15 protein-coding genes and 2 tRNA genes are annotated in these 24,415 nt (G+C 39.0%); 6 read left to right on the forward strand and 11 right to left on the reverse strand.

What is annotated here, in order from left to right; genetic code table 11:
- Window positions 1-3 precede the first annotated feature (3 nt).
- The 7 genes from nikC to D3H64_RS01230 form a co-directional block, all read right to left on the reverse strand.
- A complete protein-coding gene (gene nikC, locus D3H64_RS01200; RefSeq protein WP_121564019.1) occupies window positions 4-918 on the reverse strand; it encodes a nickel transporter permease in 915 nt (304 codons plus the stop codon).
- Window positions 919-930: 12 nt separating this feature from the next.
- Window positions 931-1,860, reverse strand: a complete 930-nt coding sequence (locus D3H64_RS01205) for an ABC transporter permease (protein ID WP_121564021.1) — start codon at window positions 1,858-1,860, stop codon at window positions 931-933.
- A gap of 274 nt (window positions 1,861-2,134) precedes the next feature.
- On the reverse strand, window positions 2,135-3,667 hold the full coding sequence (locus D3H64_RS01210) for an ABC transporter substrate-binding protein (RefSeq protein WP_121564023.1): 1,533 nt from the start codon (window positions 3,665-3,667) through the stop codon (window positions 2,135-2,137).
- Window positions 3,668-4,523: 856 nt separating this feature from the next.
- Entirely contained in the window at window positions 4,524-6,002 is a 1,479-nt protein-coding gene (locus D3H64_RS01215) for a TrkH family potassium uptake protein (RefSeq protein ID WP_121564025.1), read from the reverse strand.
- A gap of 11 nt (window positions 6,003-6,013) precedes the next feature.
- Window positions 6,014-7,363, reverse strand: coding sequence for a Trk system potassium transporter TrkA (gene trkA / locus D3H64_RS01220; RefSeq protein ID WP_121564027.1), 1,350 nt, complete (start codon window positions 7,361-7,363; stop codon window positions 6,014-6,016).
- A gap of 248 nt (window positions 7,364-7,611) precedes the next feature.
- Window positions 7,612-7,695, reverse strand: a tRNA-Leu gene (locus D3H64_RS01225).
- Between the two features lie 223 nt (window positions 7,696-7,918).
- Window positions 7,919-8,002: transfer RNA gene (locus tag D3H64_RS01230), tRNA-Leu, on the reverse strand.
- A 279-nt stretch (window positions 8,003-8,281) separates the two neighbouring features.
- Here D3H64_RS01230 and D3H64_RS01235 point away from each other — a divergent pair.
- A complete protein-coding gene (locus D3H64_RS01235; RefSeq protein WP_121564029.1) occupies window positions 8,282-8,956 on the forward strand; it encodes a hypothetical protein in 675 nt (224 codons plus the stop codon).
- A 608-nt stretch (window positions 8,957-9,564) separates the two neighbouring features.
- Entirely contained in the window at window positions 9,565-9,759 is a 195-nt protein-coding gene (locus D3H64_RS01245; RefSeq protein WP_121564033.1) for a hypothetical protein, read from the forward strand.
- A gap of 134 nt (window positions 9,760-9,893) precedes the next feature.
- Here D3H64_RS01245 and D3H64_RS01250 read toward each other — a convergent pair whose 3' ends face one another.
- Window positions 9,894-12,068, reverse strand: a complete 2,175-nt coding sequence (locus D3H64_RS01250; RefSeq protein WP_121564069.1) for a Tex family protein — start codon at window positions 12,066-12,068, stop codon at window positions 9,894-9,896.
- A gap of 351 nt (window positions 12,069-12,419) precedes the next feature.
- Between D3H64_RS01250 and D3H64_RS01255 the strand changes: the two genes are divergently transcribed.
- From D3H64_RS01255 to D3H64_RS01265, 3 genes are all read left to right on the forward strand, one after another.
- Window positions 12,420-13,877, forward strand: a complete 1,458-nt coding sequence (locus tag D3H64_RS01255; RefSeq protein WP_121564035.1) for an NCS2 family permease — start codon at window positions 12,420-12,422, stop codon at window positions 13,875-13,877.
- A gap of 253 nt (window positions 13,878-14,130) precedes the next feature.
- On the forward strand, window positions 14,131-16,827 hold the full coding sequence (locus D3H64_RS01260) for a cation-translocating P-type ATPase (protein ID WP_121564037.1): 2,697 nt from the start codon (window positions 14,131-14,133) through the stop codon (window positions 16,825-16,827).
- Window positions 16,828-17,235: 408 nt separating this feature from the next.
- Window positions 17,236-17,847, forward strand: a complete 612-nt coding sequence (locus tag D3H64_RS01265; RefSeq protein WP_158589189.1) for a DUF4230 domain-containing protein — start codon at window positions 17,236-17,238, stop codon at window positions 17,845-17,847.
- A 187-nt stretch (window positions 17,848-18,034) separates the two neighbouring features.
- Here the strand turns inward: D3H64_RS01265 and D3H64_RS01270 are convergent, their stop codons facing one another.
- The 3 genes from D3H64_RS01270 to D3H64_RS01280 all read right to left on the reverse strand — a co-directional run bounded on the left by D3H64_RS01270 (window position 18,035) and on the right by D3H64_RS01280 (window position 22,837).
- Window positions 18,035-18,616, reverse strand: coding sequence for a hypothetical protein (locus tag D3H64_RS01270; protein WP_121564041.1), 582 nt, complete (start codon window positions 18,614-18,616; stop codon window positions 18,035-18,037).
- A complete protein-coding gene (locus D3H64_RS01275) occupies window positions 18,603-21,482 on the reverse strand; it encodes an insulinase family protein (protein WP_121564043.1) in 2,880 nt (959 codons plus the stop codon). Before D3H64_RS01275 ends, D3H64_RS01270 begins: the two co-directional genes overlap by 14 nt.
- 236 nt (window positions 21,483-21,718) lie before the next feature.
- On the reverse strand, window positions 21,719-22,837 hold the full coding sequence (locus tag D3H64_RS01280; protein ID WP_121564045.1) for a hypothetical protein: 1,119 nt from the start codon (window positions 22,835-22,837) through the stop codon (window positions 21,719-21,721).
- A gap of 598 nt (window positions 22,838-23,435) precedes the next feature.
- Here D3H64_RS01280 and D3H64_RS01285 point away from each other — a divergent pair.
- The coding region (locus D3H64_RS01285; protein ID WP_121564047.1) for an ISL3 family transposase at window positions 23,436-24,415 on the forward strand (980 nt) is incomplete at its 3' end.

Below are 24,415 nucleotides of genomic sequence, written 5' to 3' on the forward strand. Positions count from 1 at the left end.
CTCCTAACGTTTTAGCTTCGGATCGAGGGCATCACGTAAACCATCCCCGAGAAGATTCAAAGCCAAGATCGTCAATACAATCGCCAAGCCTGGGAATAATGTCATATGAGGGAAGTCCCTAATGTAAGCCCGACCACCTGATAACATAGCTCCCCATTCAGGCGTTGGTGGTTCCAAACCTAATCCAATAAAGCTTAACCCTGCAGCATTGATAATCGCATAGGCTACCCCTAAAGTGGCTTGGACAATTATAGGTGCCATACAGTTTGGAATCAAATGCTTAAACATTATTCTGAAATCACTAGATCCTGAAGCCCTTGCCGCCTCAATAAATTCTTGGTCTCTTAGAGAAAGTACAGAAGAACGTACCAAACGGGCGTAACCTGGAATAGAAGCGATCCCTACCGCAATCATCAAATTAGTCAAGCCAGGCCCCAAAGAAGCCATGATGGCAATAGCTAGCAAGGTATCTGGTAAAGCTTGAACAATATCGATAATACGCATTAAGGCATTATCTACTCGCCCACCGTAATAACCTGTGATTGCCCCGATAGCAACCCCCACCAACATGGAAATCGAAACTGAAATGAAACCTACCCTCAAGGATACTCGAGACCCATAAACGACCCGTGAAAAAATATCCCGTCCTAATTCATCCGTCCCAAACCAATGGGCCGCATTAGGTGTTTGGTATTGATTCGAAAGATTTTGTTCCGCATAACCATATGGTGCTATAACATCCGCAAATATCGCCGTAATGACTAAAATGATAATAATGGCCAAGCCGACCATAGCCAGTTTATTCCGTTTCATTCGAATCCATATGTCTTTTAAAGCACGATTGGATCCTCTTCCCTTATGACTCGACCGTTCTGAATGAAGAGCGCTTTTCGCCTCTTTATGATCTTTCGTTGACATATCAGCACCTCCCTACTCGTATTGAGTCTTCAAGCGTGGATCCACAAATGTGTAAAGAATATCCACGACAAGATTCACTAAGGAGAAGGTAACCGCAACAAACAAAACACAACCCAAAACCATTGGCGCATCCCGTTTCATAATGGAGTCAACCATCAAACGGCCAATTCCTGGAATGGAGAAAATAACCTCTGTCATAACGGCCCCACCCATTAATTGACCAAATTGAGTCCCTGTAATAGTAATAATAGGGATGAGGGCATTCTTCAAGGCATGCTTCCAAATAACGACATTCCCTTTTTGCCCTTTAGCCTTAGCTGTTTGAATATAGTCTTTCCGAATAACTTCTAGCATACTCGATCGTGTCATCCGAGCGATAACCGATACAGATTGTGCCCCTAAAGCCATCATCGGTAAAACCATATGAACCGGTGTATTATAGCCTGAAGAAGGTAGCAGGTGCAATTGTACAGAAAGAACTAAAATTAATAGGAGACCTAACCAGAAGACTGGCATAGAAATCCCAATCAAAGCAAAGATCATAGTAATGTTATCAAATAAAGAATATTGCTTAACCGCACTGATAATCCCCACTGGAACCCCAATAATAACGGCATAAGTAATTGCTGTGGCAGCTAATTTCACTGTAGCCCCAGCTCTGGACATTATTTCTCCAGCAACTTCACTTCTCGTAATATAGGAATAGCCAAAGTTAAAGTGGAAAACAGCATTCTTTAAATAGCGCCCAAATTGCACCAAAAAAGGATCATCCAATCCCATTTCCAGCCTTAAGGCTTTTACGGCTTCTTCCGACGCAGACGGTCCTAAAGCGTTACGAGCTAAGTCCCCTGGCGTCATATAGAGTAAGGCAAATACGATAAAACTTACCCCTAGGATAACCGGAATAAGGTAGAGCAGCCGCTTAATAATATATTTCAGCATAACAGCACCTCTTTTTTTATTAGCATTCTGCCTACAAAATTTTCCTTATGGCAGAATGCTTATTTGACGACAAAAGTTCTTGTTGAAGGTCATAAACTATAGACAAGTTCTTTCTCTGTAAAAAGTTCATTCTTTCTCTTTACCATAACGAAGAACCCGTATTCAGTATTCTTCAATCAGCTCATTTATTGGCAATGAAAGTCTCTATTGAAGACCTTAAAAACGGGCTCTTCATTATTGGCTTATTTAGGAGATTCTAAACACTCATCAACAATTATTTGTCCTCAATCTTCACTTGAGTGATTTGGTAGAAGCCTAAAGGTGATAACCACATTCCTTTAATATTCTTACGTGTAGCACAAGTTAATTCTTTGTTGTGCAATGGCACCCAAGCATGAATATCCATTAAATATTTTTGAACTTCTTCATAGGATTTAGCACGTTCTGAATCTTCTTGTGCGTAACGGCCTTTTTCTAGAAGTTCATCTACCTTCTTATCTTCTAGGAAGATATAGTTCCCGCCTTCACCTCTTGCAGAAGAGTGGAAGCATGGGAATAAGAAGGTATCAGGATCAGAAGAGTCAGCTGTCCAAGCAATCATAAACAAGTCTTGGCCACCTTTCTTCAAAAGATCATTGAAGGCTGACCATTCAAGTACATTAATAGATGCATCAATTCCCACCTCAGCTAATTGTTCTTTCATGGCAGTAGCCATATCGGAACGGTCTTTATTTTCATTGGTAGCAATCGATAGTTTGAAACCTTTTTCAACACCTGCTTCTTTAAGAAGTGCTTTAGCTTTTTCGACATCACGTTTTTGTAAGCTTTGTTTATCCGCAATAGAATATGGAAGGGTTGGAGGAAGTACACCTTTTGCTGTTTTCCCTAAATCATGGAAGACTGCCTTAACAATAGAGTCAGTATCCAAAGCAAGAGAAATGGCTTCACGGACTTTTGGATCATTTAAAGGTTTCTTCGCACAGTTGAAGCCCATGTAGGTTTCACCATAATCCAATGATTTAATCAAGTTAAGATCAGGATTTTCTTCCACTTTCTTCAAGTCAGTTGCAATAATGTCATAGGCCATGTCCACACCACCGGATTCTAATTCAATAACCCGGTTACTTGGTTCAGGGATAACACGAAGAACTAACTTATCAAAGCCTAGTTTTTCGCCATGGTAGTCTTTGAATTTTTCTAATTCAATGGAATTAGACCGAGACCATTTAACAAATTTCAATGCATTTGTTCCTACTGGATGTTGAGAGTAGTCATCGCCTGCTTTTTTGACAGCTTTTTCATTGACAATAAAGCCACCTGGATGGCAAAGGGCTGACATAATCCCAGCAAATGGTTCTTTTTGCTTGAATTCTACCGAGTAGTCATCAAGGGCTTTTACTGTATTTTCATCAATAGTTTGGAATAAGTGCGTCACGTTTGGCGCTACAATGGCACGTTTAAGAGAGAAGACGACATCAGATGCCTTCATTTCTTCGCCATTATGGAACTTAACACCCTTCTTCAATTTGAAACGATAAGTGACATCATCCACTTGTTCATAAGATTCTGCTAAAGCAGGAACTATCTTCCCGTCTTTGTCTAATTTAACTAATCCTTCATAAATTTGGGTCATGACATTACTGGATTGGTTATCATTGGTCATGACAGGATCCAATGATATAGCATCCCCAGATAGACCAACTGTTAAAGTTTTTCCGCCAGAGCTACTCCCTTTACCGCCACTACTACCGCACGCTACAAGAAAAAGCGCCATAAATACAAACAAATATTTTGCCCATCTTTTCATGGTTATGCTCCTTTATTTAAACTAATTTGTGCGACTGAACTGACAAGCTTATGCAACAACTCTACACGTATTCCTCTCCTTTGCATTCCTCCTTGTAAAACGCTTACATTTGAATTTAACTAAAGTTTAACATAGTATTTATAAACCGTCAATTAGGCCTTTTTATTTTCAAATAATTCACTTGTTGGTCAATAAATTTATACAGAGAGAACATCTCCAAAAGCAAAAAGTAGCTTTATATCAATGCTTTTTGACTTTTATTTTCAAAATACCCTCACTTTCTAAAACGATAGCATTTGTATAAACCACATTCCAAAAATCTCAATTATTATACTATTTAGTTTATTGACTGTTCTTACATTTATAATATTGTTAATCTCTTTATCATACTACTAGCTTTTTTCGATTTATTTTTTCAATAAATACCTAGCTTTTTATTGAAATATTGCAGCTTCAAGTCTTTCTTTAGCGCTAAAATACCTAGTTTTTAAATTTTTCTTAACAATTTCCATACCTTAAACCTTATGACTTGCGCTGACTAGATGCTTCATCATCCGGACTTGAGATAATTTTTTTATCTCAGAGCCCATTTTTTAGGCCATCTCTTTCCCCATAGGATATTACCGCGAGTAAAAAAAAAAAGCCGTTCTAGGCCCCATCCCTTCAAAAAAGACTTTAGTTGCCCTCTTTTGAAAAGGAATGCACCTAACGGCTCCTTCATTTTTTATAATAACATAACAAGATACGGCTTTCTTTTATGCCTATAGCCTCATCAAGAAGTCTCGCTATCCTTTTAATCCTATAGCTAAAAGTCTTGCCTTTCTTAGACTTTCCCTGCGATCGATGCTTTATCGATCTAGAATTCTCCTCGGTTAAAAGGTAAATGTGTAAAGGTGATTTGCAGTGGAGAGAAAAGCACAAGAATAGGATATAATTCCAATCTTCCTGCAATCATACCGATCGACAAAACAAACTTGGATAAATCATTCAAACTCGCATAATTACGTGTGGGACCTACAATTTCAAATCCTGGCCCAATATTATTTAAAGTAGCCGCCACTGCACTAAATGCTGTCAAGAAATTCTCAGCATCCAAAGTGAGGATTAAGACCATAGCGTTAAAAAGCAAGGTATAAACAATAAGATAACGCGACACGGATACCACATAATCAGCATCAATGCGACGATGGCCAGATTGCAAGATAACAATCCGATTAGGGTGGGCTCCTCTCCGTAATTCAGCTACAAAGGTCTTAAAGTAAAGAACGATACGTGAAACTTTTAGCCCCCCTGCCGTCGATCCTGCACATCCTCCCACAAACATGAGTAAAAGGAGGATCATCTTGGAAAACATTGGCCATTTATCAAAGTTAGCTGTGGAATAGCCAGTTGTTGTGATAATGGACGACACCGTAAAAAAGATATTACGCAAGGCTGGTTCCCAATGTTGATATTGAGGAAGCACATTTAGGAAAATAGCCACAATAGCTACAGTGACAATAGCAACATAGGCACGTAATTCTTCATCTTGATAGACCTCTTTTAGATGTTTAATCAAGATCAAGTAATAGAGGTTAAAGTTAACCCCAAAGATCAACATAAAGATCCCTAAAATATATTCAACTGCTTCTGGATTAGCGTAGGCACTTAAACCAATATCACGAATACCAAATCCCCCAGTCCCTGCTGTACCAAAAGCTAACAGCAAGGCGTCATAGAACGGCACCTGAAAGGCCAGCAAAATCACAACCAATATAGCCGTCAAAGCAAGATAGATACCGTATAGAATTTGTGCAGTTGTCCTTAACCTAGCGACCAATTTCCCAAATACTGGCCCTGGAACTTCCGCCTTCATCAGATGAACCGAATCCGATCCCGAATTGGATACAATAGCTAGGGTGAAAACAAGGAAACCCATACCTCCTATAAAGTGGGTAAAGCTTCGCCAGAACAAAGTAGATCGAGCTAAATCATCTACAGAATGAACAATACTTGCCCCAGTCGTTGTAAAACCTGATGCCGTTTCAAAATAGGCGTCGACTAAGTGGGGAATATCCCCTGAAAATACAAATGGCAAGGCTCCAAAAAAAGAAAGTAACAACCAACCCAATGCAACGATAATGCCCCCTTCTCTTGCATATAGGCGAAGGCTTTTGGGCTTATGGCATTGGAGCAAGAAACCTAAACCACCAGCAATAGCCATACTGAAAAGAAAAGATAATTTGAATCGCAAGGTTTCTCCATAAACCACACTTACCAGTAGAGGAAAGCTTAACAGCAAAGCCAAGATAATTAAAATAAGCCCTAAGAAATAACGAATTGTGCGATAACTCAAAATAGCACCTCCTAGTACAAGTCCTTAATGCTTCTCGTAGAATTGTACTTAGTAACGAGGACAACCCGATCCGATGGGATAATCGAGTCACGACCGGTTGGGAAAATAACTTTACCCTTTCGCATGATAAAGGCAATCAGGATACCATTAGGCACGTTTACTTCAGCAATAGTCTTTCCGATTAAAGGTGATTGTTCGTTAATCCGGAATTGGGCTACTTCAATCCGATTTTCCCATAAACGGTAAAGGGATTCTACAGAAGCTCCTTCTGCCTCTTCCTTCGCTCGAACAAAGCGCAAAATATCAGTAGCTACAATTTCTTTTGGCGTAATAACGGTTTGCTTTTTGGTTAAATTAACCACATTGAGTATAGCGGTTCGACTCATTTTAGCAATAGCTGAAATATGATCAAATTGCTCTGCAAAAAGTGACGTGATCAAATTTTCTTCATCCACGCCTGTCAGAGAAATAACAACATCATAATGTTCTATTCCTTGTGAAAGCAGGAAGTTTTGATCCGTTCCATCTCCATGAATAATCACCACATCAGGGAAACGATAAGACAATTCTTCACAACGTTTCTCATCACGTTCAATAACTTTAATATTATAGTGAGCATGTTCGATTTGTCGCAAAAGGTAATGAGCTATACGACTTCCACCAATAATAAATATGCCACGAATCCTCTTTTTCTTCGGCGTTAACTGGCGATGGAAATTGGCAATATCTTTGGCAAAACCTGTCACAAAAATACGATCGTTGTCTTCCAAATGGTTTACCCCTGAAGGAATAATCAACTCATTATTCCTTACAATGGCGCATATAATTAAACCAGGAAAGTTTTCACGGAAATCCGGAATAGTTATCCCATGTAAATTATGCTCTGGTAAAATCTCCATTTCGATTAAGTTGACACGATTCCCTAAAAAGGATTCTACACTTAAAGCGGAAGGGTAGCGAATCAATTTAGCTATGTCTTTGGCTGCTGATAAGTCCGGATTTATCAACAGGTCTATGCCCAATCCTTCACGCACTAAGTTGAATTTTTCGCTATATTCTGGTTCCCTAACCCGTGCAATCGTTCGTTTTACCCCTAAGCGTTTAGCCAGGATACAAGAAATTAAATTAACCTCATCTCTATCTGCAGTGGCAATAAAAATATCCACATTTTCTACCCCTGCCTCCACTAAAGTATCATAGCTGACACCACTGCCAACAATACCTGTAATGTCATAGTCATCGATGCTTCTGCTTAGAACGAGATCGTTTTTCTCGATTAACATAATATTATTGTCTTCAGTAGACAAGGCTTTACAGATGGCTTGACCAACCTTACCGCCACCAACAATGATTATATCCATGATAACTTCTTTCCTTCCTTACCCGGATCTTACACAGCACATCAGATTAGTCTTAAAACAAATTTAAGATATAGCTATCCTAAAGTTTAACATTTTTTTAGAAATACACAACTTTTAGAAGGCTTTCTGCCCGAATTACTCCATTCGTCGTATGTGAAGCTCCTAAAATTAAGGAATACGATCTCTTTACTCCTTCAAAGAAACTATTCCAAAAAAAAGCTGGAAGTGTATCAACACTTCCAGAAAAATGCGGCCAAGAGGACTTGAACCTCCACGGATTTTACTCCACTAGCGCCTGAAGCTAGCGCGTCTGCCAATTCCGCCATGACCGCAAGACAAGACCTATTATAGCAATTTTACTCACAAAAAAAAAGACCAGTATGAAGTCCGGTCTCGACTTCTACTAGTTAATCAAAAAGCTCATTGAACTGGTCTCGACTTCTACAGATTAATGCAAAAGCTCCTTGAATATTTTCTTTTCCACATCTCCTCTAGTTGAGAGCCAATGAGAAAGTGCCAAAAAAAAAGGATCCCCCTTGCTGGATCCTCGTTTTATGCGGCCAAGAGGACTTGAACCTCCACGGGGAAATTCCCCACTAGCCCCTCAAGCTAGCGCGTCTGCCATTCCGCCATGACCGCGACAACAAGATAATATTAGCAATTTTCCGGTCATTTGTAAAGTCTTTTCTTGATTTTTATAATCAGAAATTCTCTACCCCCCTATTCTCTCTTTTAGCTTCTTCTGTTCTCCAACTTCCTTATAAAATATTTCGCAGGATTATGTATAATATTTGGCGGGCATAGAGAAACATAGGCAAAAAAGATCATTCCCCTTAGAAGTTGAGTAATCTTTCATATTTCATTTATTTTGTGGTAAAGTATAGAACAAGAACACTTATCTTGAATAAAGGAGCTTTTATGCAAACAGAAGAAATAAGCATTGAAAAGTTAGAACACATTAGTCAAAAAGATTATCAACGAATGGCACGAATTGTTTTTGATACCTGGAATTACCCTGCATGGGTACCCGCCGAAAAAATTCGCCCAATGGTGGAAATCTTCCTCATTGATGTTTTGTTAAATTCTAGCAAAATTGTGGTCGCGCGTAAAAATGGGCATATCATCGGCCTAATTGCCTACAGCATTTCTAAAAAAATTAATGAACTCTCTTGGTTACGTTACAGACAAGCCAATGCTCTTTGCCAGCTACTCGAACAAGATGCTGACGATACAGTTTTTAGCCGATACATGGCTACCATGCGCTTAGATGAAAAACTAGTCCAACAATCCGGAAAGATATTCGGTGCAAGTTTAACCCTCTTTATGATCGAAAAAACCGCTCGGGGTCTGGGATTAGGTAATCGTCTTTTCTATCACTTTATAGATGACCTCTTAGAAAGTAAGGTAGATCTGTTTTATGTCCTCACTGATTCAGGTTCAGACGTTTCTTTTTACGACAAAAAAGGGCTAACACGTTTGGAATGTGAAACTTTCTTTTGGTCAGATCAAAAGACAATCGCAGAAGACTATTATCTCTATCAAGGTTGCCCCAAAGAATTAGCTCAAGTCAATAAATTACAGTCCAATAGTTAAAAGAAAGAGCAATAGTTAGGAAAATCCTTCCAGCTATTGCTCTTTCCCTAGCCATTTGAAACAAAAAGAATGACATATTCCCCAAAACAAACTCAAGCCACACGCCTTTTTTAAATAATGAACTCTGCCCCTTATCTTCTAAAAGTAGACAAAGAAATATTATATTTTCATCAGAATAAGAATACTTCAATGAGATGGCTAAGTCATCCTCTAAGTAATCCTTATCCATTCAGCTCACTTTCATTTTGAAGAAAGTGATTGATGAACAAGACTTTTATATAAATTAATTCCAAAGAGTACTGATCAATAACCCTTCACCATGCCTATTTAATTGAAATCTTTCCTCTACACACTCTTTATCCCCCCTTTTTATCCAATAGGTCATTTTTCATCTTTTTCCTCTTTAAAAGTTATAAGTAAGCATTAGATGACAATGAAAGTAAAAGGAAGTCTATCATTTATATAGGCCATTTTCTTCCTTCAAGGCCTATAAGCAAGCTCAAGAACTAGCTTTTCTCCTTAAAGAATATTATAATTTAACTAGTAAGCGCTTTCTTAATAAAATAAGTTATTCAAGTAAATCTAGCAACTAGAAAAGGAGGGTAGCTATGTTAGTCTTCAAAAGTCCTACACATAAATCCAGTCGTCAAACTAACAGTTCTATCTGGTTAATTGCCCTGTGCTTATCAATTTTCTTCTATCTTATCGGTAACCCTAGTGATCTGGGCTTTATTTTGATGATTATTAGCGTTGTCCTTTTAGCTATTGACTTATTTATTACTCATTTAAGAAAATTGAGCTAATTATTGGTAAATAATCTAGTGAGGATTCTTTATAGAATGAGTCAGCTTAAGAAAAGAACTGGCAGATTGAACGACCCACATAATAAAATGCGTTAGCTTAGCAGCAAGAAGCGCCAAGCTAACGCAATTTTTCTTTATTCAATAGGCAACATAGATAGAGAAATACGTTTTTTATTCTTATCTACATCTTCCACATAAACGTCAACAATATCCCCAATGGACACAAGACTTGATGGATGCTTAACAAAAGACTTAGACATTTTCGATATATGGACTAGGCCATCTTCCTTAACTCCGATGTCAACAAAAACCCCAAAATCCACAATATTACGCACTGTTCCCTTTAAAGCCATCCCCTTTTCTAAGTCATCCATGCTTAGAACATCTTGCCTCAAAATAGGTTTAGGGGCATCGTCACGAGGGTCTCGCCCACCTTTTTGTAACTGCTCTATAATATCCATTAAGGTGAGTTCGCCAATTTCATGTCGGCTTAGAAATTCTTTGACATCCAGCTGTTTAATAGCTTCTGCCATTTCTTCTGTCGCTATATCTTCTGCGCTTAACCCTAATTCTTCCAACAAATCCTGAGCAATTTTATAGGATTCAGGATGAATGGCGGTTTTGTCTAGTGCCTGTTTCCCACCAGATATGCGCAAAAAGCCTGCCGCTTGCTCATAGGCTTTAGCCCCTAGACGTTTCACTTTCTTCAACTGGCTACGATCTTCAAATCGTCCTTCTTCTTCACGGTAAGCCACTATATTCTTAGCTATACCCTTGTTCAAGCCGGAAACATGTTCTAAAAGTGATACACTTGCCGTGTTGAGATCCACCCCTACAGAGTTAACAGCTTGCAATACAACAAAATCCAAAGAGTCTCGTAAAGCTTTTTGACTGACATCATGTTGATATTGCCCTACTCCTACAGCCTTAGGGTCAATTTTCACTAATTCAGCTAAAGGATCTTGTAAACGACGAGCAATAGATACAGCTGACCGCTCTTCTACATGATAATCTGGAAATTCTTCCCGTGCCAATTCACTAGCAGAGTAAACTGAGGCTCCAGCTTCATTGACAATCACATAAGAAATCGATAAATGCTGTTCTTTTATTAAATCGGCAACGAATTGTTCTGATTCACGACTTGCCGTTCCATTCCCAATCGCCACACAAGTTACCCCATAGCTTTTAATCATCGCTAATAGTTCATCTTTCGCTGCTTCACGTTTTGCAACTGGAGCCGGCTTATGAGGATAAATAACGCCCTTCCCTAACACCTTACCTGTTGGATCGATAACAGCTAATTTACAGCCTGTTCTATAGGCTGGATCGAGTCCAAGAATAGTTTCACCAGCAAGAGGCGCTTGAAGCAATAATTGGCTCAAATTATGTCCAAATAGCTGAATAGCTTCCTTTTCGGCACGTTCTGTCAATTCATTTCTTACTTCCCGTTCAATAGCCGGTCCAATAAAGCGTTTATAAGAGTCTCGATAAGCGTCTTCAATATAAGCTACTGCAGGAGAGCTAGCTTCTTTAATCAAACGACCAGTGAAATAGCGTTCCAAGGCAGCATTATCTACCTTAATAGAAACAGTGACTACCTTATCTCTTTCAGCACGATTTAAAGCTAAAATTTGGTGGTTAAGCACCTTATTCACCGGCTGGCTAAAGTCATAGTACATTTCATAGATTGCTTGTTCATCTACAGCGCCCTTCTTTAGCTGACTCGTTAACAAACCTGTACGGATAGTGAATTGGCGAATCCACCGACGATAGTCTGGCTCATCACTGATGATTTCTGCCAAGATTTCATGGACACCCTCTAGTACATCTTCTAGACTTCCTAAGTCCTTTTCTTCATTAAGATAGGCCTTGGCTTCCTCTTTAATGTCTATATCGCACGCTTGCTCCAGTATCTTCTCTGCCAAAGGAAAGAGACCTTTTTCCCGAGCAATTGTGGCCTTTGTTTGCTTCTTCTGTTTATATGGTCGATATAAATCTTCTAATTCTTGAAGTGTTTTGGCCTGTTGAATTTTTTTGGACAGGTCTTCTGTCATTTTACCTTGTTCACTAATGGATTTCTCAATCGATTCACGGCGTTCATTGAGTTTGCTAAAAAAGCGAAAACTATCTTCAATAGCCTTTATTTGCACTTCATCTAAATTGCCAGTGACCTCTTTACGGTATCTAGCAATAAAAGGAACTGTATTCCCATCATTCAAGAGATCTAATGTTTTTTCAATACTCGATTCTTTCAAAGGGGCAAGTGCCACCACCATTTGAGATAAAACTTGATTTGTCATGATCTTCATCCTTTCCACACGCTACTTAATCATATCTATAGTTACCTGCTTTGGCAAGTGATTTTTCTTGCCCTCCACTGTCTAAACTCTCCTTCAGTTTCCAGTCCTTCATCTCATTCCTATTTAGCTTGTTTTCCCATTTCTAGCCATTATATAGATAACAGTCCGAACAATTCCCTACCTTTTACTATCAGAAACAATAAATCACGAACATTAATTAAAATATTTCGATAATTCGTTCACTTTTTTGTTGCTTTTTTTGCTGTTTCCCGTATAATCTAAGAGTAACTTTCACCAATTAAAGAAAGCTCATGAAATTATCCATGAGCCTTCTTAACTTTTAAAAGGAGTGTCAACTACGTGAAGGAATTTTTTGAATTAGAGAAACACAAAACGACTGTCGCTACGGAGACCTTGGCTGGTATTACCACCTTCTTCGCTATGTCCTATATCATTTTCGTTAACCCAGCTATTTTAAGTTTAACAGGTATGCCATCTCAAGCCGTCTTCCTCGCAACAATCTTAGCCAGTTTCGCAGGAACCCTATTTATGGGACTTTTCGCTAATGTACCTTACGCTTTAGCACCAGGTATGGGTTTAAATGCCTTCTTTACTTTTACAGTTTGCTTCTCTCTAGGATTTGTTTGGCAAGAAGCTCTTGCTATGGTATTTATTTGTGGGATTATTAATGTCATCATCACTGTAACCAAAATTCGTAAGATGATCATCAAGGCTATCCCTACTTCCATCCAACACGCTTTAGGTGGGGGTATCGGGGTCTTCATCGCCTATATTGGGATGAAAAACGCTAACCTTTTAACATTCTTAGCTGACAGCAAAGCCATCAAAGCCGTCAACAATGCCCCATTTGATCCATCCGCAACCGTCAAAGGGATCCAAACAGTTAACATCAACGGAGGTATCGTTCCTTCATTGGTTAACTTTACAGAAATTTCTTCATTAGTTGCCCTTGCAGGTCTGATCATCACGACCATTTTAGTTTTGCGTCAAGTCAAAGGTGCTATCTTATTAGGGATCTTCTTGACAACCCTGCTATCTATCTTTACAGGCATCGTTGACCTTTCAGCCGTGAACTGGGCCGATAATTCTTTGTCTTCTTCTATCCACCAACTTGGGACAACTTTCTTAGCTGCTTTTGGTTCTAAAGGGATGGGCGCTCTCTTTAGCGATGCCCACCGCTTGCCACTCGTTTTACTGACTATCTTTGCCTTTTCTTTATCAGATACTTTTGATACTCTTGGAACCTTCATTGGAACTGGTCGTAAAACAGGGATCTTCTCTGCACAAGATGAACGTGACATGGAAGAAGGGACAGGTTTCTCTTCTAAGATGGATAAAGCCTTGTTCGCAGACTCTGTTGGGACTTCTGTCGGTGCTATCTTTGGGACAAGCAATACGACTACTTTCGTTGAATCCGCAGCAGGTATCGGAGCTGGTGGGCGAACTGGTTTAACAGCTGTTGTAACTGCCCTTCTTTTCTTACTCTCCGCCATCCTTGCACCTGTCGTAAGTATTGTTCCAGGAATTGCCACTGCTCCATCCTTAATTATCGTAGGGGTAATGATGATGAGCTCATTTAAAGAAATAGACTGGACAGATCTTTCCGAAGCTATTCCTTGTTTCTTTGCTTCTATCTTTATGGGCCTATGCTACTCTATCTCTTACGGTATTGCTGCTGGTTTCTTCTTCTATTGCCTAGTAAAAGTTATCGAAGGCAAAGCTAAAGAAGTCCACCCAATTGTTTGGCTCACCACTTTCCTCTTCTTAATTAACTTTGTTATCTTAGCCATCCTATAAACATACACTCTCTAAAGGCCGTCCTCCTATAAATGGGACGGCTTTTTTTAGTCGCTTTTTCCAATCAAATAGTCTATAATAGTAATGCAAGCCATAAGGGAGTAACTAGCATCTAGTATGTGGCCGTATCAACAACGTCAAGTAGCTTGCCTACTGGTACTGCCTGAAATAGTGAGACTTATGCATAAGGGATCAGACTCTTTTATGCGTGGGTCTTTTTCTTTTTAGATGCAAAAAAAATTAGGAGGTTTATATGGAACAATCCAAACAAACAGATAGCACCATTATTTCTCAAGATTCTACTCGCTACTATACCCTAACCAGCGAAGAATCTTTAGAGAGATTGAACGGTCATATAGACGGTTTAAATGAGAGTGAGATCACGTCAAGGCGAGCCAAATATGGCTTAAATAAATTACAAGAAGGTAAACAAAGAACATTAGTCGAAAAATTTATTGATCAGTTCAAAGATTTTATGATTGGTGTCTTGCTAGCAGCCGCCATTGTATCGGCTATGGTCGGTGAAGTTTCTGATGCCTTTATCATCTTAATCGTTGTTATCTTAAATGCCGTTTTAGGTGTTTTCCAAGAAACTCAGGCTGAAGAAGCAATTAATGCCCTCCGTGATATGGCTTCACCTCTAGCAAAAGTCAAACGTGACGGCCATACACTTTCCATCAAAAGTGAAGAAATCGTCCCTGGAGATATTGTCCTCTTAGAAGCTGGGGATATCGTTCCTGCTGATATGCGCTTAATCGAAAGTAACTCCCTAAAAATCGAAGAAGCCGCTTTAACAGGAGAATCCGTCCCAGTTGAAAAATACTGTGATGTTATAGATGACGCTGATGCAAGTCTAGGAGATCGCCTCAACATGGCCTACTCCTCTACTAATGTCACTTATGGACGAGGACTTGGTATCGTCACTCGAACGGGTATGTCCACAGAAGTTGGTCAAATTGCCAATATGCTAAACGACTCCGATGAGAAGAAAACTCCTCTACAAGAAAATCAAGAAAAACTAGGGAAATCCTTAACCATCGCTATTCTCATCATTGCAGCTATCATTTTTGTGACAGGTGTTATCCGTCAAGGGCATATCTTGCATATGGTTTTGATTTCAATTTCTATTGCTGTAGCAGCTATTCCTGAAGGTTTGCCAGCAATTTCCACGATTATCTTAGCCATTGGAACGCAAAACATGGCCAAGCGTAATGCTTTAGTCCGGAAGTTACCTGCAGTAGAAACACTTGGCGGGACACAAATTATCTGTTCAGATAAGACAGGAACTCTGACGATGAATCAGATGACTGTTGAAAAAGTGATGTATGATAACAAGATTCATGATGTCAAAGAAAATATAAGCCTTGAACATCCAATGATCGCAGCTATGTCACTAGCCAATGATACGAAGCAAAGTAAAGATGGGCAACTTCTAGGTGATCCAACTGAAACAGCCTTGGTTCAATTTGCCCTTGATAAAGGTTTCGATTTAAAAGGAGCTCTAGAAACTAGTCCTCGTGTCGGTGAAGTGCCATTCGATTCCACACGTAAAATGATGTCCACCATTCACGACTTAGGTAATGGGCGTTATCTGGTTACAGCTAAAGGAGCGCCAGACTTATTCCTTACCCACTGCAGTAAGATTTTGGATAAGGGTGAAGTTAGACCTTTAAATTCAAACGATGTACAAGAAATTAACCAACATAACCACGCCATGGCTACACAAGCCTTACGTGTGCTCGCTACAGGGTATAAATTTATCAGCGACTTACCTAGTGAATTAACAGCTGAAACTATTGAACATGATCTCGTTTTCGCTGGCTTGGCAGGAATGATTGACCCAGAACGTGAAGAAGCTAAGGCCTCTATCCGTACCGCAAAAGACGCTGGTATACGAACCATCATGATTACTGGAGATCATAAAGATACTGCTGCTGCCATTGCCAAACGTTTAGGCATTTTAGATGCTGCTAATGAACATGGTGTTTTAACAGGCGCAGAATTAAACCAAATGTCTGACGAAGAGCTAAAGGATCAAGTGGCTCAATATTCTGTTTATGCCCGTGTTTCACCAGAACACAAAGTGAGAATCGTAAAAGCTTGGCAATCTCACGGTAAAGTCGTTGCTATGACCGGTGATGGCGTGAATGATGCGCCTTCCCTTAAAGCAGCAGATATTGGGGTAGGTATGGGAATTACCGGGACAGAGGTTTCTAAAGGTGCCTCAGATATGGTATTGGCCGACGACAACTTCCAAACCATCGTTTTTGCAGTTGAAGAAGGCCGTAAGGTATTCGCCAATATCCAAAAAGCTGTCCAATACCTTCTCTCTGCTAACCTAGGGGAAGTAATGACTATGTTCGTCGCTACAATGTTAAGCTGGTCTATTTTAGAACCTGTTCATATTCTATGGATCAACCTCGTAACTGACGTTTTCCCTGCCATTGCCTTGGGGATGGAACCGACTGAAGAAGGCATCATGGATCAAAAACCTCGTGGCCGTTCATCTAACTTCCTCTCCAATGGTGTTGGCCTATCCATTATTTACCAAGGTATTATTGAAGGTAGCTTAACCCTCTTCATGTACTGGTATGTCGTTCACGTTAAACACGAAGCTATCCCAGTAGCAGAAACAATGGCTTTTGCAACATTAGGTTTAATTCAGCTCTTCCACGCTTTCAACGTGAAGTCTGTCTTTAAATCTCTTATCACAGGCAAGCCATTCGCTAATAAGCCATTTAACTTAGCGATTCTTTTATCTGCATTTATGCATTTAATCGTTATCGTAACACCAGGCTTACGCGATTTCTTTGACTCCACCCCATTAGGCGCAACAGAATGGCTAGAAATTCTCTTCACCGCCTTCTCTATTGTCCCTATTGTGGAACTTTCCAAATTCATTATGCGAAAAACTGGAATTGAAGCAAAAGAAATGGGTATGAAAGAGTAAGCCTTATCGCATAAACTAGTTGCTTATTTTAAGCATCAATAACATCTTTCATCTATCTAAAGGTAAGGAGAAGCACCCTTCTTTCAAAAGGGGGCTTCTTTGCCTTTTGAGACATTTCTAAATTCTATCTTCTAATGCCAATAGCTGACAGAGTAATACCTAGTTTTATATAGTGCTGGCAATTCTTTATCTAAGCTGACCAAGGCCTATTCTACTCAGACTTTGGTCTTATTTTTTGAAAAATCTAGGCTATCATTAGCAGAATTGTTACAATTATGTTACAATCCTATCTGAAGAAGTGGAAAGCATTCATTCTATATCTTTCTCCTTTCCTTCAACTTATGCCATTCATCAGGCACTGATGCATTTATAACGCTATTTTTCGTTTTATCAAGGAGGATCTCCCTATTGAAAACAGTAAAAAAATATCTTTCGAGATTTATTTTATGCCTAGTAGGAATTAGCTTAGTGGGTTTTGGCGCCTTTTATTATGGTGTAAATAAAGGCCAGCAGAATAAGGCTCCTCAAATAACATCCAAACTCATCTCAAAACGTCTACAAGAATCCGCTGAACTCACCTCTAGTAAATATTATTATAGCCATATGGGTGAATTCGACCATCAAAAAAACTTTTATGGTTGGAAGATTCCTTTCACCAAAAAGCATTTTGTCGTAGCTTATGATGGTGTCATTCACGCAGGTGTCGATTTGCGACAAGTAGAAGTCACCGTTAACCAGAATAAAAAGACCATAGACTTGAAACTACCAGAAGCCAAAATCCTTTCACATGATATCGATCAACATTCTCTTAAAGTGTTTGATGAAAGTCAATCCATCTTTAATCCCATCAAAATAACTGATTATCAAGGCTTTGCTAAAGATCAAAAAGCCAAGGTTGAAGCCGATGCTATTGAAAAAGGTCTACTTGTCCAAGCCAAAAAAGATGCTGTCCAAGCCGTTAAAAAGTTGCTTCACTTCAATCAAAATATAGAAAGCAACTATCAAATTCATATTCATTAATCCCCTAAAAAAATCCCCCTAAAGTTGACTCTTATACACCAACTTTAGGGGGTTATTTAATGCTCGAGGCTATTTTTATCTGTCTAGAGTGTTCTTTATAAATCTTGGCTCTATGATAAACATTAGCCAATCGTTAAGCTTGCCTTTTTAAGATAGCCTAATGCCTCTTTATTAAACTTTTAGAACACTATTTCAAGACAGACGCTCTATTGACAAAGCTTCCGGGATCTAACCAGATCGCTGTTAAAACTTCTGCAGAAGGAATTAAAGCTTCGCTATTCCCATGATTATCGTAGCAAGAAAAGACTATCCCTTCCTCTTCTTTCTTATAGGCATAGGCCAAAACCCAATGGTTACCATAAGGACTTCCTTGTAGCCAACTTGTCCCTAAAATGATGGGCAAGACCACTGGGCCATCTAGGCATCTTTTCGCTGCAAGATGAGGGTTGAATGACCAGTGTAAACCACTATGACAGTTTTTCGGCAAAAATTCCTTTAGTCCCTTCAGAATATCCCAAGCAAAAGTCCCTGAATAAGGGAATTTTCTCTCCACTAGGGGGACTAAAGCTTGGAGCCTTTCTTCAAAGCTCATGCCTTCTTCCCCTTTTAATCTATCCAAGACATCCAGAAAAGCAGCTAGGGAATAGCTCCCGCAAATTCCAGGCTCTTGATCGTTAACATACTCAGAAAAAGCTATCATCAAGTCTTTTGATAAGCCATGCCAATGGACTTCCTCATCTGAAGGAAGACTAGGCCTAGTTAAGTTCATAAATCGCCTCAAATTGATCCTTAACTTCTTCAATTTTCGCTTTATTCCCAACAACAGCTAAAGCAGCATCTGTTGATAGTTGACGAATTGCTGGTGCTAAGGCTCTTAAATCTTCAATTCTTGTGTTCAATACTTCTTTTCGCAGGCGTAAAAGATCCTTTTGACTCACACCACTAATATAGCGTTGGATCGCCAAAGCTCCCTTGGTTGAACCAGATAATGGACGGTCAAGGCCAGACATAGTCCCGATAATCGCCTTCAACACTTCTTTATCATCCAATTCTAAATGTTCAAGATAATCTGCCAAAGCTTCATAGGCCTCTAAAGTCCGGCTAATATTAGGATCTCTGTAGGAAGACATCCCCCATTCTCCTTGATAGCTGTGAGAATAATTAGCCCCGTAAGCTCCTCCTTGAACTCGAACACGATTCCACAGATAAGCAAATGAAGCGATATTCATCAATACACAAGCAGAACCTGAATATGGCAACAAATCACTAGCTTGATGCCCAATAGCCACATAATTCACATCCTGAGAGCAAACAAAAGCTTCCTTTTGTTCCTTAATAGCTGGTAAGTTCAAGCCGTGAACAAGTTTCTCTGCCTTCAATCCTTCAAAAGCCTTTAATAGGCGTTCTTTCCAAAGCTTGGCTCTTTCCTTGTCCCCAATATAAGAAGCCCCAAAACGTTCTTTATTCGCCAAACGTGTTAATAGTTCCTGTAATTCGTTTAACTTATCTTCTGTTAAATGGTCCACTAAGTTTTGCAAGTATTGGTAATAAGAGATACCAGAAATCCATTCGTTCACTTGTTCCAAACGATCTTTCCGGCTAATCGCCCGTTGCAAGGCCAATGCATTAGCTGAATAATTCAAACGACCTTCAAATTCTGATAAACTTGCTTGAGCCAAATTCTTAATCAGATTTTTATCCGTTAATTGCGTATACAATAGAATTTCTTTCATCAACTTAATGAGATCGTCACCAAAGTTAGCTAAAGCTTTCCCAGCAACTCTAAAGTCTACTTTAATTTTTCCATCAGCAGTTGAATAAGGCTTAACAAAAGCGCTAATCCCACCTGTCTTCAAGTCCATAGCCTGTTGTAGCTGATCTGCTTCATAATGACTAGTCGCCAATTCACCTAATAAACTAGACAAGAAAGTCAAATCTTGTAAGCTTTCATATGGCAAATCTGTCACGTCCAGCCGTAAGGAAACATAGTCAATACCTGAAGTAAATTGCTCAGCAAAATAGTAAGATTGATCTCCATATAGGCTATCTACTTCTAATGGGAGTTCTTCAAGTTCAGGGTCTAAGTCTTCTCGGTCTAAAGTAGGGATCTTCGCTAAATCTTCTGGATCATCTGGCGTTTCTTGACGTTTTAATAAAGCTTGTGTTTCATCCACTAAGGCCTTTACTTCTTCTTCTGTAAGACTAGCTTTATAGTGAGCCAATCTTTCAGCTAATGCCCTTTCTTTTTCGTCATTCTTGCCAGCTTCTGGGCTCAGGCAGAATACTAATTGATGAGGGTTTTTCAAGAGGCGAGTTTGAATCAATTCTTCAAAGTAACCCTTAGCTGCTTTCTCTCTCACCTTATCCAGATACTTAGAGAATTCCAAGTGTTCCATTGCCTCGTCACTATACAACCAAGAATCCAAGGCATTCATGGCATAAATGACCCCACGAGGTTCACTTTCAGAAATAGCTAATTCTTTTAGTTGGAAAGTAATCTTATTCAAAGCTGCCTCTACAGCTTCTTTATCAATCCCTTCTTCTGCCAAGTTCTTTAAGCTATTTTCTACAACTTGCGTGAAATCTACTAATTGTTCAGCTTCTGCATATTTAGCCACTACTGAAAAAGCAGATGGTAAGCCATATGGAGTCACCCCACCATAAACATCTCCACCAATCCCTGCTTGAAGTAAAGCTTTCTTAAGTGGAGCTTGGTTAGAGCCCAAAAGGATTTCCTCCAACACATTAAAAGCCATTAATTCTTCCATACCTAGATTTTCACCAATGTGGAAAGATTGACCTAGGTATGTTTTTTCTGCGAGATCTTCACCTTCAGAAATAGAATAGCTGTCTTTCACCGTTGTCACTTGATCGACTGCGCAATGACAAGTCAATGTCTCGGCATCCCTTGCTTCAAATTCGTCAAAATATTCAGATAATTCTTTAAAAATAGCTTCTTCTTCCAGATCCCCATAGACGATAGTGAGGGAGTTAGATGGGTGATAGTGCTTTTTATGATAAGCAACAAATTCTTCTTGGCTTAAACCCACAATAGATTTTGGATCACCACCAGAAATATAAGCATAGGCAGAACCAGCATAAAGGCGGTTGGAGACCAAATTATAAATTTGTTGTTCGGGAGCCCCTAAGGCACCCTTCATCTCACTGTAAACGACCCCTTTATAAGTCAAATCATCTTCCGCACTTGGCAAGTGATAGTGCCAGCCTTCTTGCTTCAAGATTTGTGGATCATGATAAAAGTTAGGATGGAATACAGCATCCAAATAGACATCCATCAAGTTAAAGAAATCTTTTTCATTAGTTGATGCCACAGGATAGATCGTCTTATCGGCAAAGGTCATCGCATTGAGAAATGTATTCATTGAACCCTTGATTAATTCAACAAAAGGCTCTTTTGATGGGTATTTCTTAGAACCATTTAAAACAGAGTGTTCAATAATATGCGTAATCCCATTATCACTTACTGGCAAGGTCTTAAAGGCAATCGTAAAAGCCCTATTGCGATCCTTATTTTTTAACCATAAGACTTTAGCTCCAGTTTTATCATGAACATATACATGCCCTACAGATTGAATATCTGGTAAGTCACGACTTTCTATTTTTTTAAAAGACATACTAACTCTTCCTCCTTTAATGTGAATTGGCTGTTCATTAGCCGATAAATGTTTAAGAAGTCCTTGCCTAGATCAGCAAGACTGTCTTTAGTTTAATGTATTTTCAGATTTTTTAGCGGGCATCTAAAAAAAACTTAAAAATATCACTTACCATTACTTTAAATTTATAAAAAGGCGACGTCAAGCTTTTTAATCACTGACGTCGTCCAAATTTAAATAGAAATGTTTTTATCCGCTTATTGTGTGGAAATCAAATCTTTTAAGGCTATGATCCCACGATCAGTCACTAAGGCGTGCCGAGAGATAATACGATTGACAGTAGACAAGCGAAGATCTGCTGCATCGGCAATTTCTCTCAAGTACAAGTCTTCTATCTGATCTTTTTCACCCTTCAAATAATGCCATTGCTTCTTCACAATAACCTTCATGACCGCCATAATTAACTCTTCACGTTTCTTCAAACTTTGAATGAGTTTCAACGCGTCGTCCTTTTGCTGCTTGGCATAACATTTTACTTCAGGATCATCACTTTCAGCAATTTCTTGATAGTAACTTTCATCAAAAGAGAGTCTAGGCATCAATTGATAAAAATAACGCAACTCTATCCCATCTTCTACCTTCTTAGCAGAGGCTACTGGATCTAAACTTGGCCCTTTAGATTTAGCGTAAGCTGCCCCAGGATTTAGCGTCAAGCGACTTAAATAGTCTATCGCTGTATCATATTGATCTTCATCCATTTGCAAACTCTCTTTGATACGATCAGCCCGTCCCTCAATAAAATCATCGTAATAATTTTCGATAATTTCTTGTGCCCCAATTGCCACTTCTGGGTCATTGAGGACTTGGATCAAATAACATTCTCTTTCATCACGAGCGCCAACCCCAGCAGGATCTAGCAGTTGGATTAAGGTGAGGGCATCTAAAACCTGTAGTTTATCCGCACCTGTACGACGTTCGATATCTTCCAAATCCGCCAACAAATATCCTCTATCATCAATATAATCCAACATATAAAGAACAATATCTCTTAAATAGGTTTCACGCATATAAATATCGACTTGATCTAATAAATGGGCAATCAAACTTTGCGATTGATTGATTTTATTTGGAATTTTTTCTACTAAAGATGGAATATCTTCCTGATCTGCATTTGGTGTATCCGCATCTACTTGTTCCGAAAGAGAATAGTAGTCGTTTGTCCACTCTACTTTCAAAAAAGGATTTTCATTCGATTTTATCTCGAGCATTTTGGCAATTTCATCGGTGGTATAATTCAGCAAAAGCACCGTATCTTTCAACAATTTGGGCTTTGGTTGTCGTTCTTCGGTCGATTTATCTCTTTTCCTTAGAACCATAATAGCTCCTCCATTCTTACGGTTACGGCAAGAAGCCGCTGCCTGCTTTGATAGTCCATATGACCTATCTTATTCCGTGATACATCACAAAGTCAAACGTTCTTAAAGCCAGTCCAAAGACCAGTAAAACGCTTGCTTTTCATCTGATTTAAGCTTACCACTTTTCTCTAAATAAAGATATACGCAAAATCAGTTCGTTTCTGTAAAATAAAGGCTAGTGTTTTTTATGCTTGCATCAGCCCTCAGGAAACTTTATTTGAAGAATACTCACAAGAATTGCCCAAAAGAAAAGGCTCTATACTTTTTGATGTTGGTGAAAGAGACAGACTGTAGTCTGTCTATGCCATATAAAGNNCTGGGAGCCTTGGTCTCCCAGCTAGTCAGTCTCAAACTTGCTGTAAGCCTTTCGGCACAGCAAGTAATTCGCTTGACTTCCTTTTACGCTGCTCCCGATGAAGGACTCTTTCCTCCAGTTCGGTCATACTGAGCTTTTATTCATCAGTGCTTGTTACATTCACCAACAACTAAGTATAGATAGAAAGGCACATCCAAATTCCTCTATACTTAAGTTACGACACTAAAAGGGAGGAATTTAGATATGCCTTGTGACACCAATCATTCTCAATCTTTAGAAATAAATCAACTTTTTGGGATAGACCCAAATGAAATTCAATTTCCATCTACAGGGTTTAAGACCATTACAAAAGACAAGTTCGGGCATCAATTAATTTTATTGCAGGGATATGCTCCTTTCAACGAAACTAAATGCCCTTCTTGTGGTGGAGAGAATATGATAAAGCATGGCACAAGTGTCGCTACTATCCGTCTTTTAGAAACCAACGGCTATAAAACGGCACTTCGTGCGACTAAACAACGTGTTCTTTGCAAAGGTTGTCAGCATACTGCTCTTCCTCAGCTATCCTTCATTAAAAAAGGCTGTAATATATCAGAAAATATTCGTCGTAAAATTTTGATGGAGCTAACTAAAAACATTTCCATGAAAGACCTTGCTCAACAAGTCAATGTTTCACCTTCAACGGTTGTTAGGATGCTAGATAAGGATTTACCTACACCTAGAAAACACAAATCTTATCTCCCTCATCATTTGTCTTTTGATGAATTCAATGCAGGTAATGGTTCACCTAATGCGATGAGTTTTATCTTTAGCGATGCCAAAACTCATCGACCAATGGATATATTACCAGATAGAAAACTACAGTTTCTTACGCATTATTTCCTTCAATATCCAGAATCTGTCAGGCTACAAGTTAAAACAGTGACTATGGATATCTACTCACCTTATATGATTTTAGTGAGCAAAGTTTTCCCAAATGCAAAAATTATCTTAGATAGATTCCATATTATTCAGCATTGGGCAAGAGCCTTTACTAAAGTCAGAATAGAAATAATGAATCAATTAAATAAAGGAAATTCAGAAGATAAGAAAGGCTATAGAAGGATTAAGCGTTATTGGAAATTACTGATCAAAAATCGTTTTGAACTCAAGCAAAGTGAATATAAAAATTATTCATTATTTGAAGGTTTACTCAATCAATCTCAAGTCGTTGAACAGCTATT

The sequence above is a fragment of the Atopobacter sp. AH10 genome (assembly GCF_003664595.1).
Classification (GTDB): domain Bacteria; phylum Bacillota; class Bacilli; order Lactobacillales; family Aerococcaceae; genus Atopobacter.

What these genes read in the sequence shown, in the direction of transcription:
- nikC (WP_121564019.1), bottom strand. Translation starts at nt 918, where the DNA reads ATGTCAACGAAAGATCATAAAGAGGCGAAAAGCGCTCTTCATTCAGAA.
- D3H64_RS01205 (WP_121564021.1), bottom strand. Translation starts at nt 1,860, where the DNA reads ATGCTGAAATATATTATTAAGCGGCTGCTCTACCTTATTCCGGTTATC.
- D3H64_RS01210 (WP_121564023.1), bottom strand. Translation starts at nt 3,667, where the DNA reads ATGAAAAGATGGGCAAAATATTTGTTTGTATTTATGGCGCTTTTTCTT.
- trkA (WP_121564027.1), bottom strand. Translation starts at nt 7,363, where the DNA reads ATGGATATAATCATTGTTGGTGGCGGTAAGGTTGGTCAAGCCATCTGT.
- D3H64_RS01235 (WP_121564029.1), top strand. Translation starts at nt 8,282, where the DNA reads ATGCAAACAGAAGAAATAAGCATTGAAAAGTTAGAACACATTAGTCAA.
- D3H64_RS01245 (WP_121564033.1), top strand. Translation starts at nt 9,565, where the DNA reads ATGTTAGTCTTCAAAAGTCCTACACATAAATCCAGTCGTCAAACTAAC.
- D3H64_RS01250 (WP_121564069.1), bottom strand. Translation starts at nt 12,068, where the DNA reads ATGAAGATCATGACAAATCAAGTTTTATCTCAAATGGTGGTGGCACTT.
- D3H64_RS01260 (WP_121564037.1), top strand. Translation starts at nt 14,131, where the DNA reads ATGGAACAATCCAAACAAACAGATAGCACCATTATTTCTCAAGATTCT.
- D3H64_RS01270 (WP_121564041.1), bottom strand. Translation starts at nt 18,616, where the DNA reads ATGAACTTAACTAGGCCTAGTCTTCCTTCAGATGAGGAAGTCCATTGG.
- D3H64_RS01275 (WP_121564043.1), bottom strand. Translation starts at nt 21,482, where the DNA reads ATGTCTTTTAAAAAAATAGAAAGTCGTGACTTACCAGATATTCAATCT.
- D3H64_RS01280 (WP_121564045.1), bottom strand. Translation starts at nt 22,837, where the DNA reads ATGGTTCTAAGGAAAAGAGATAAATCGACCGAAGAACGACAACCAAAG.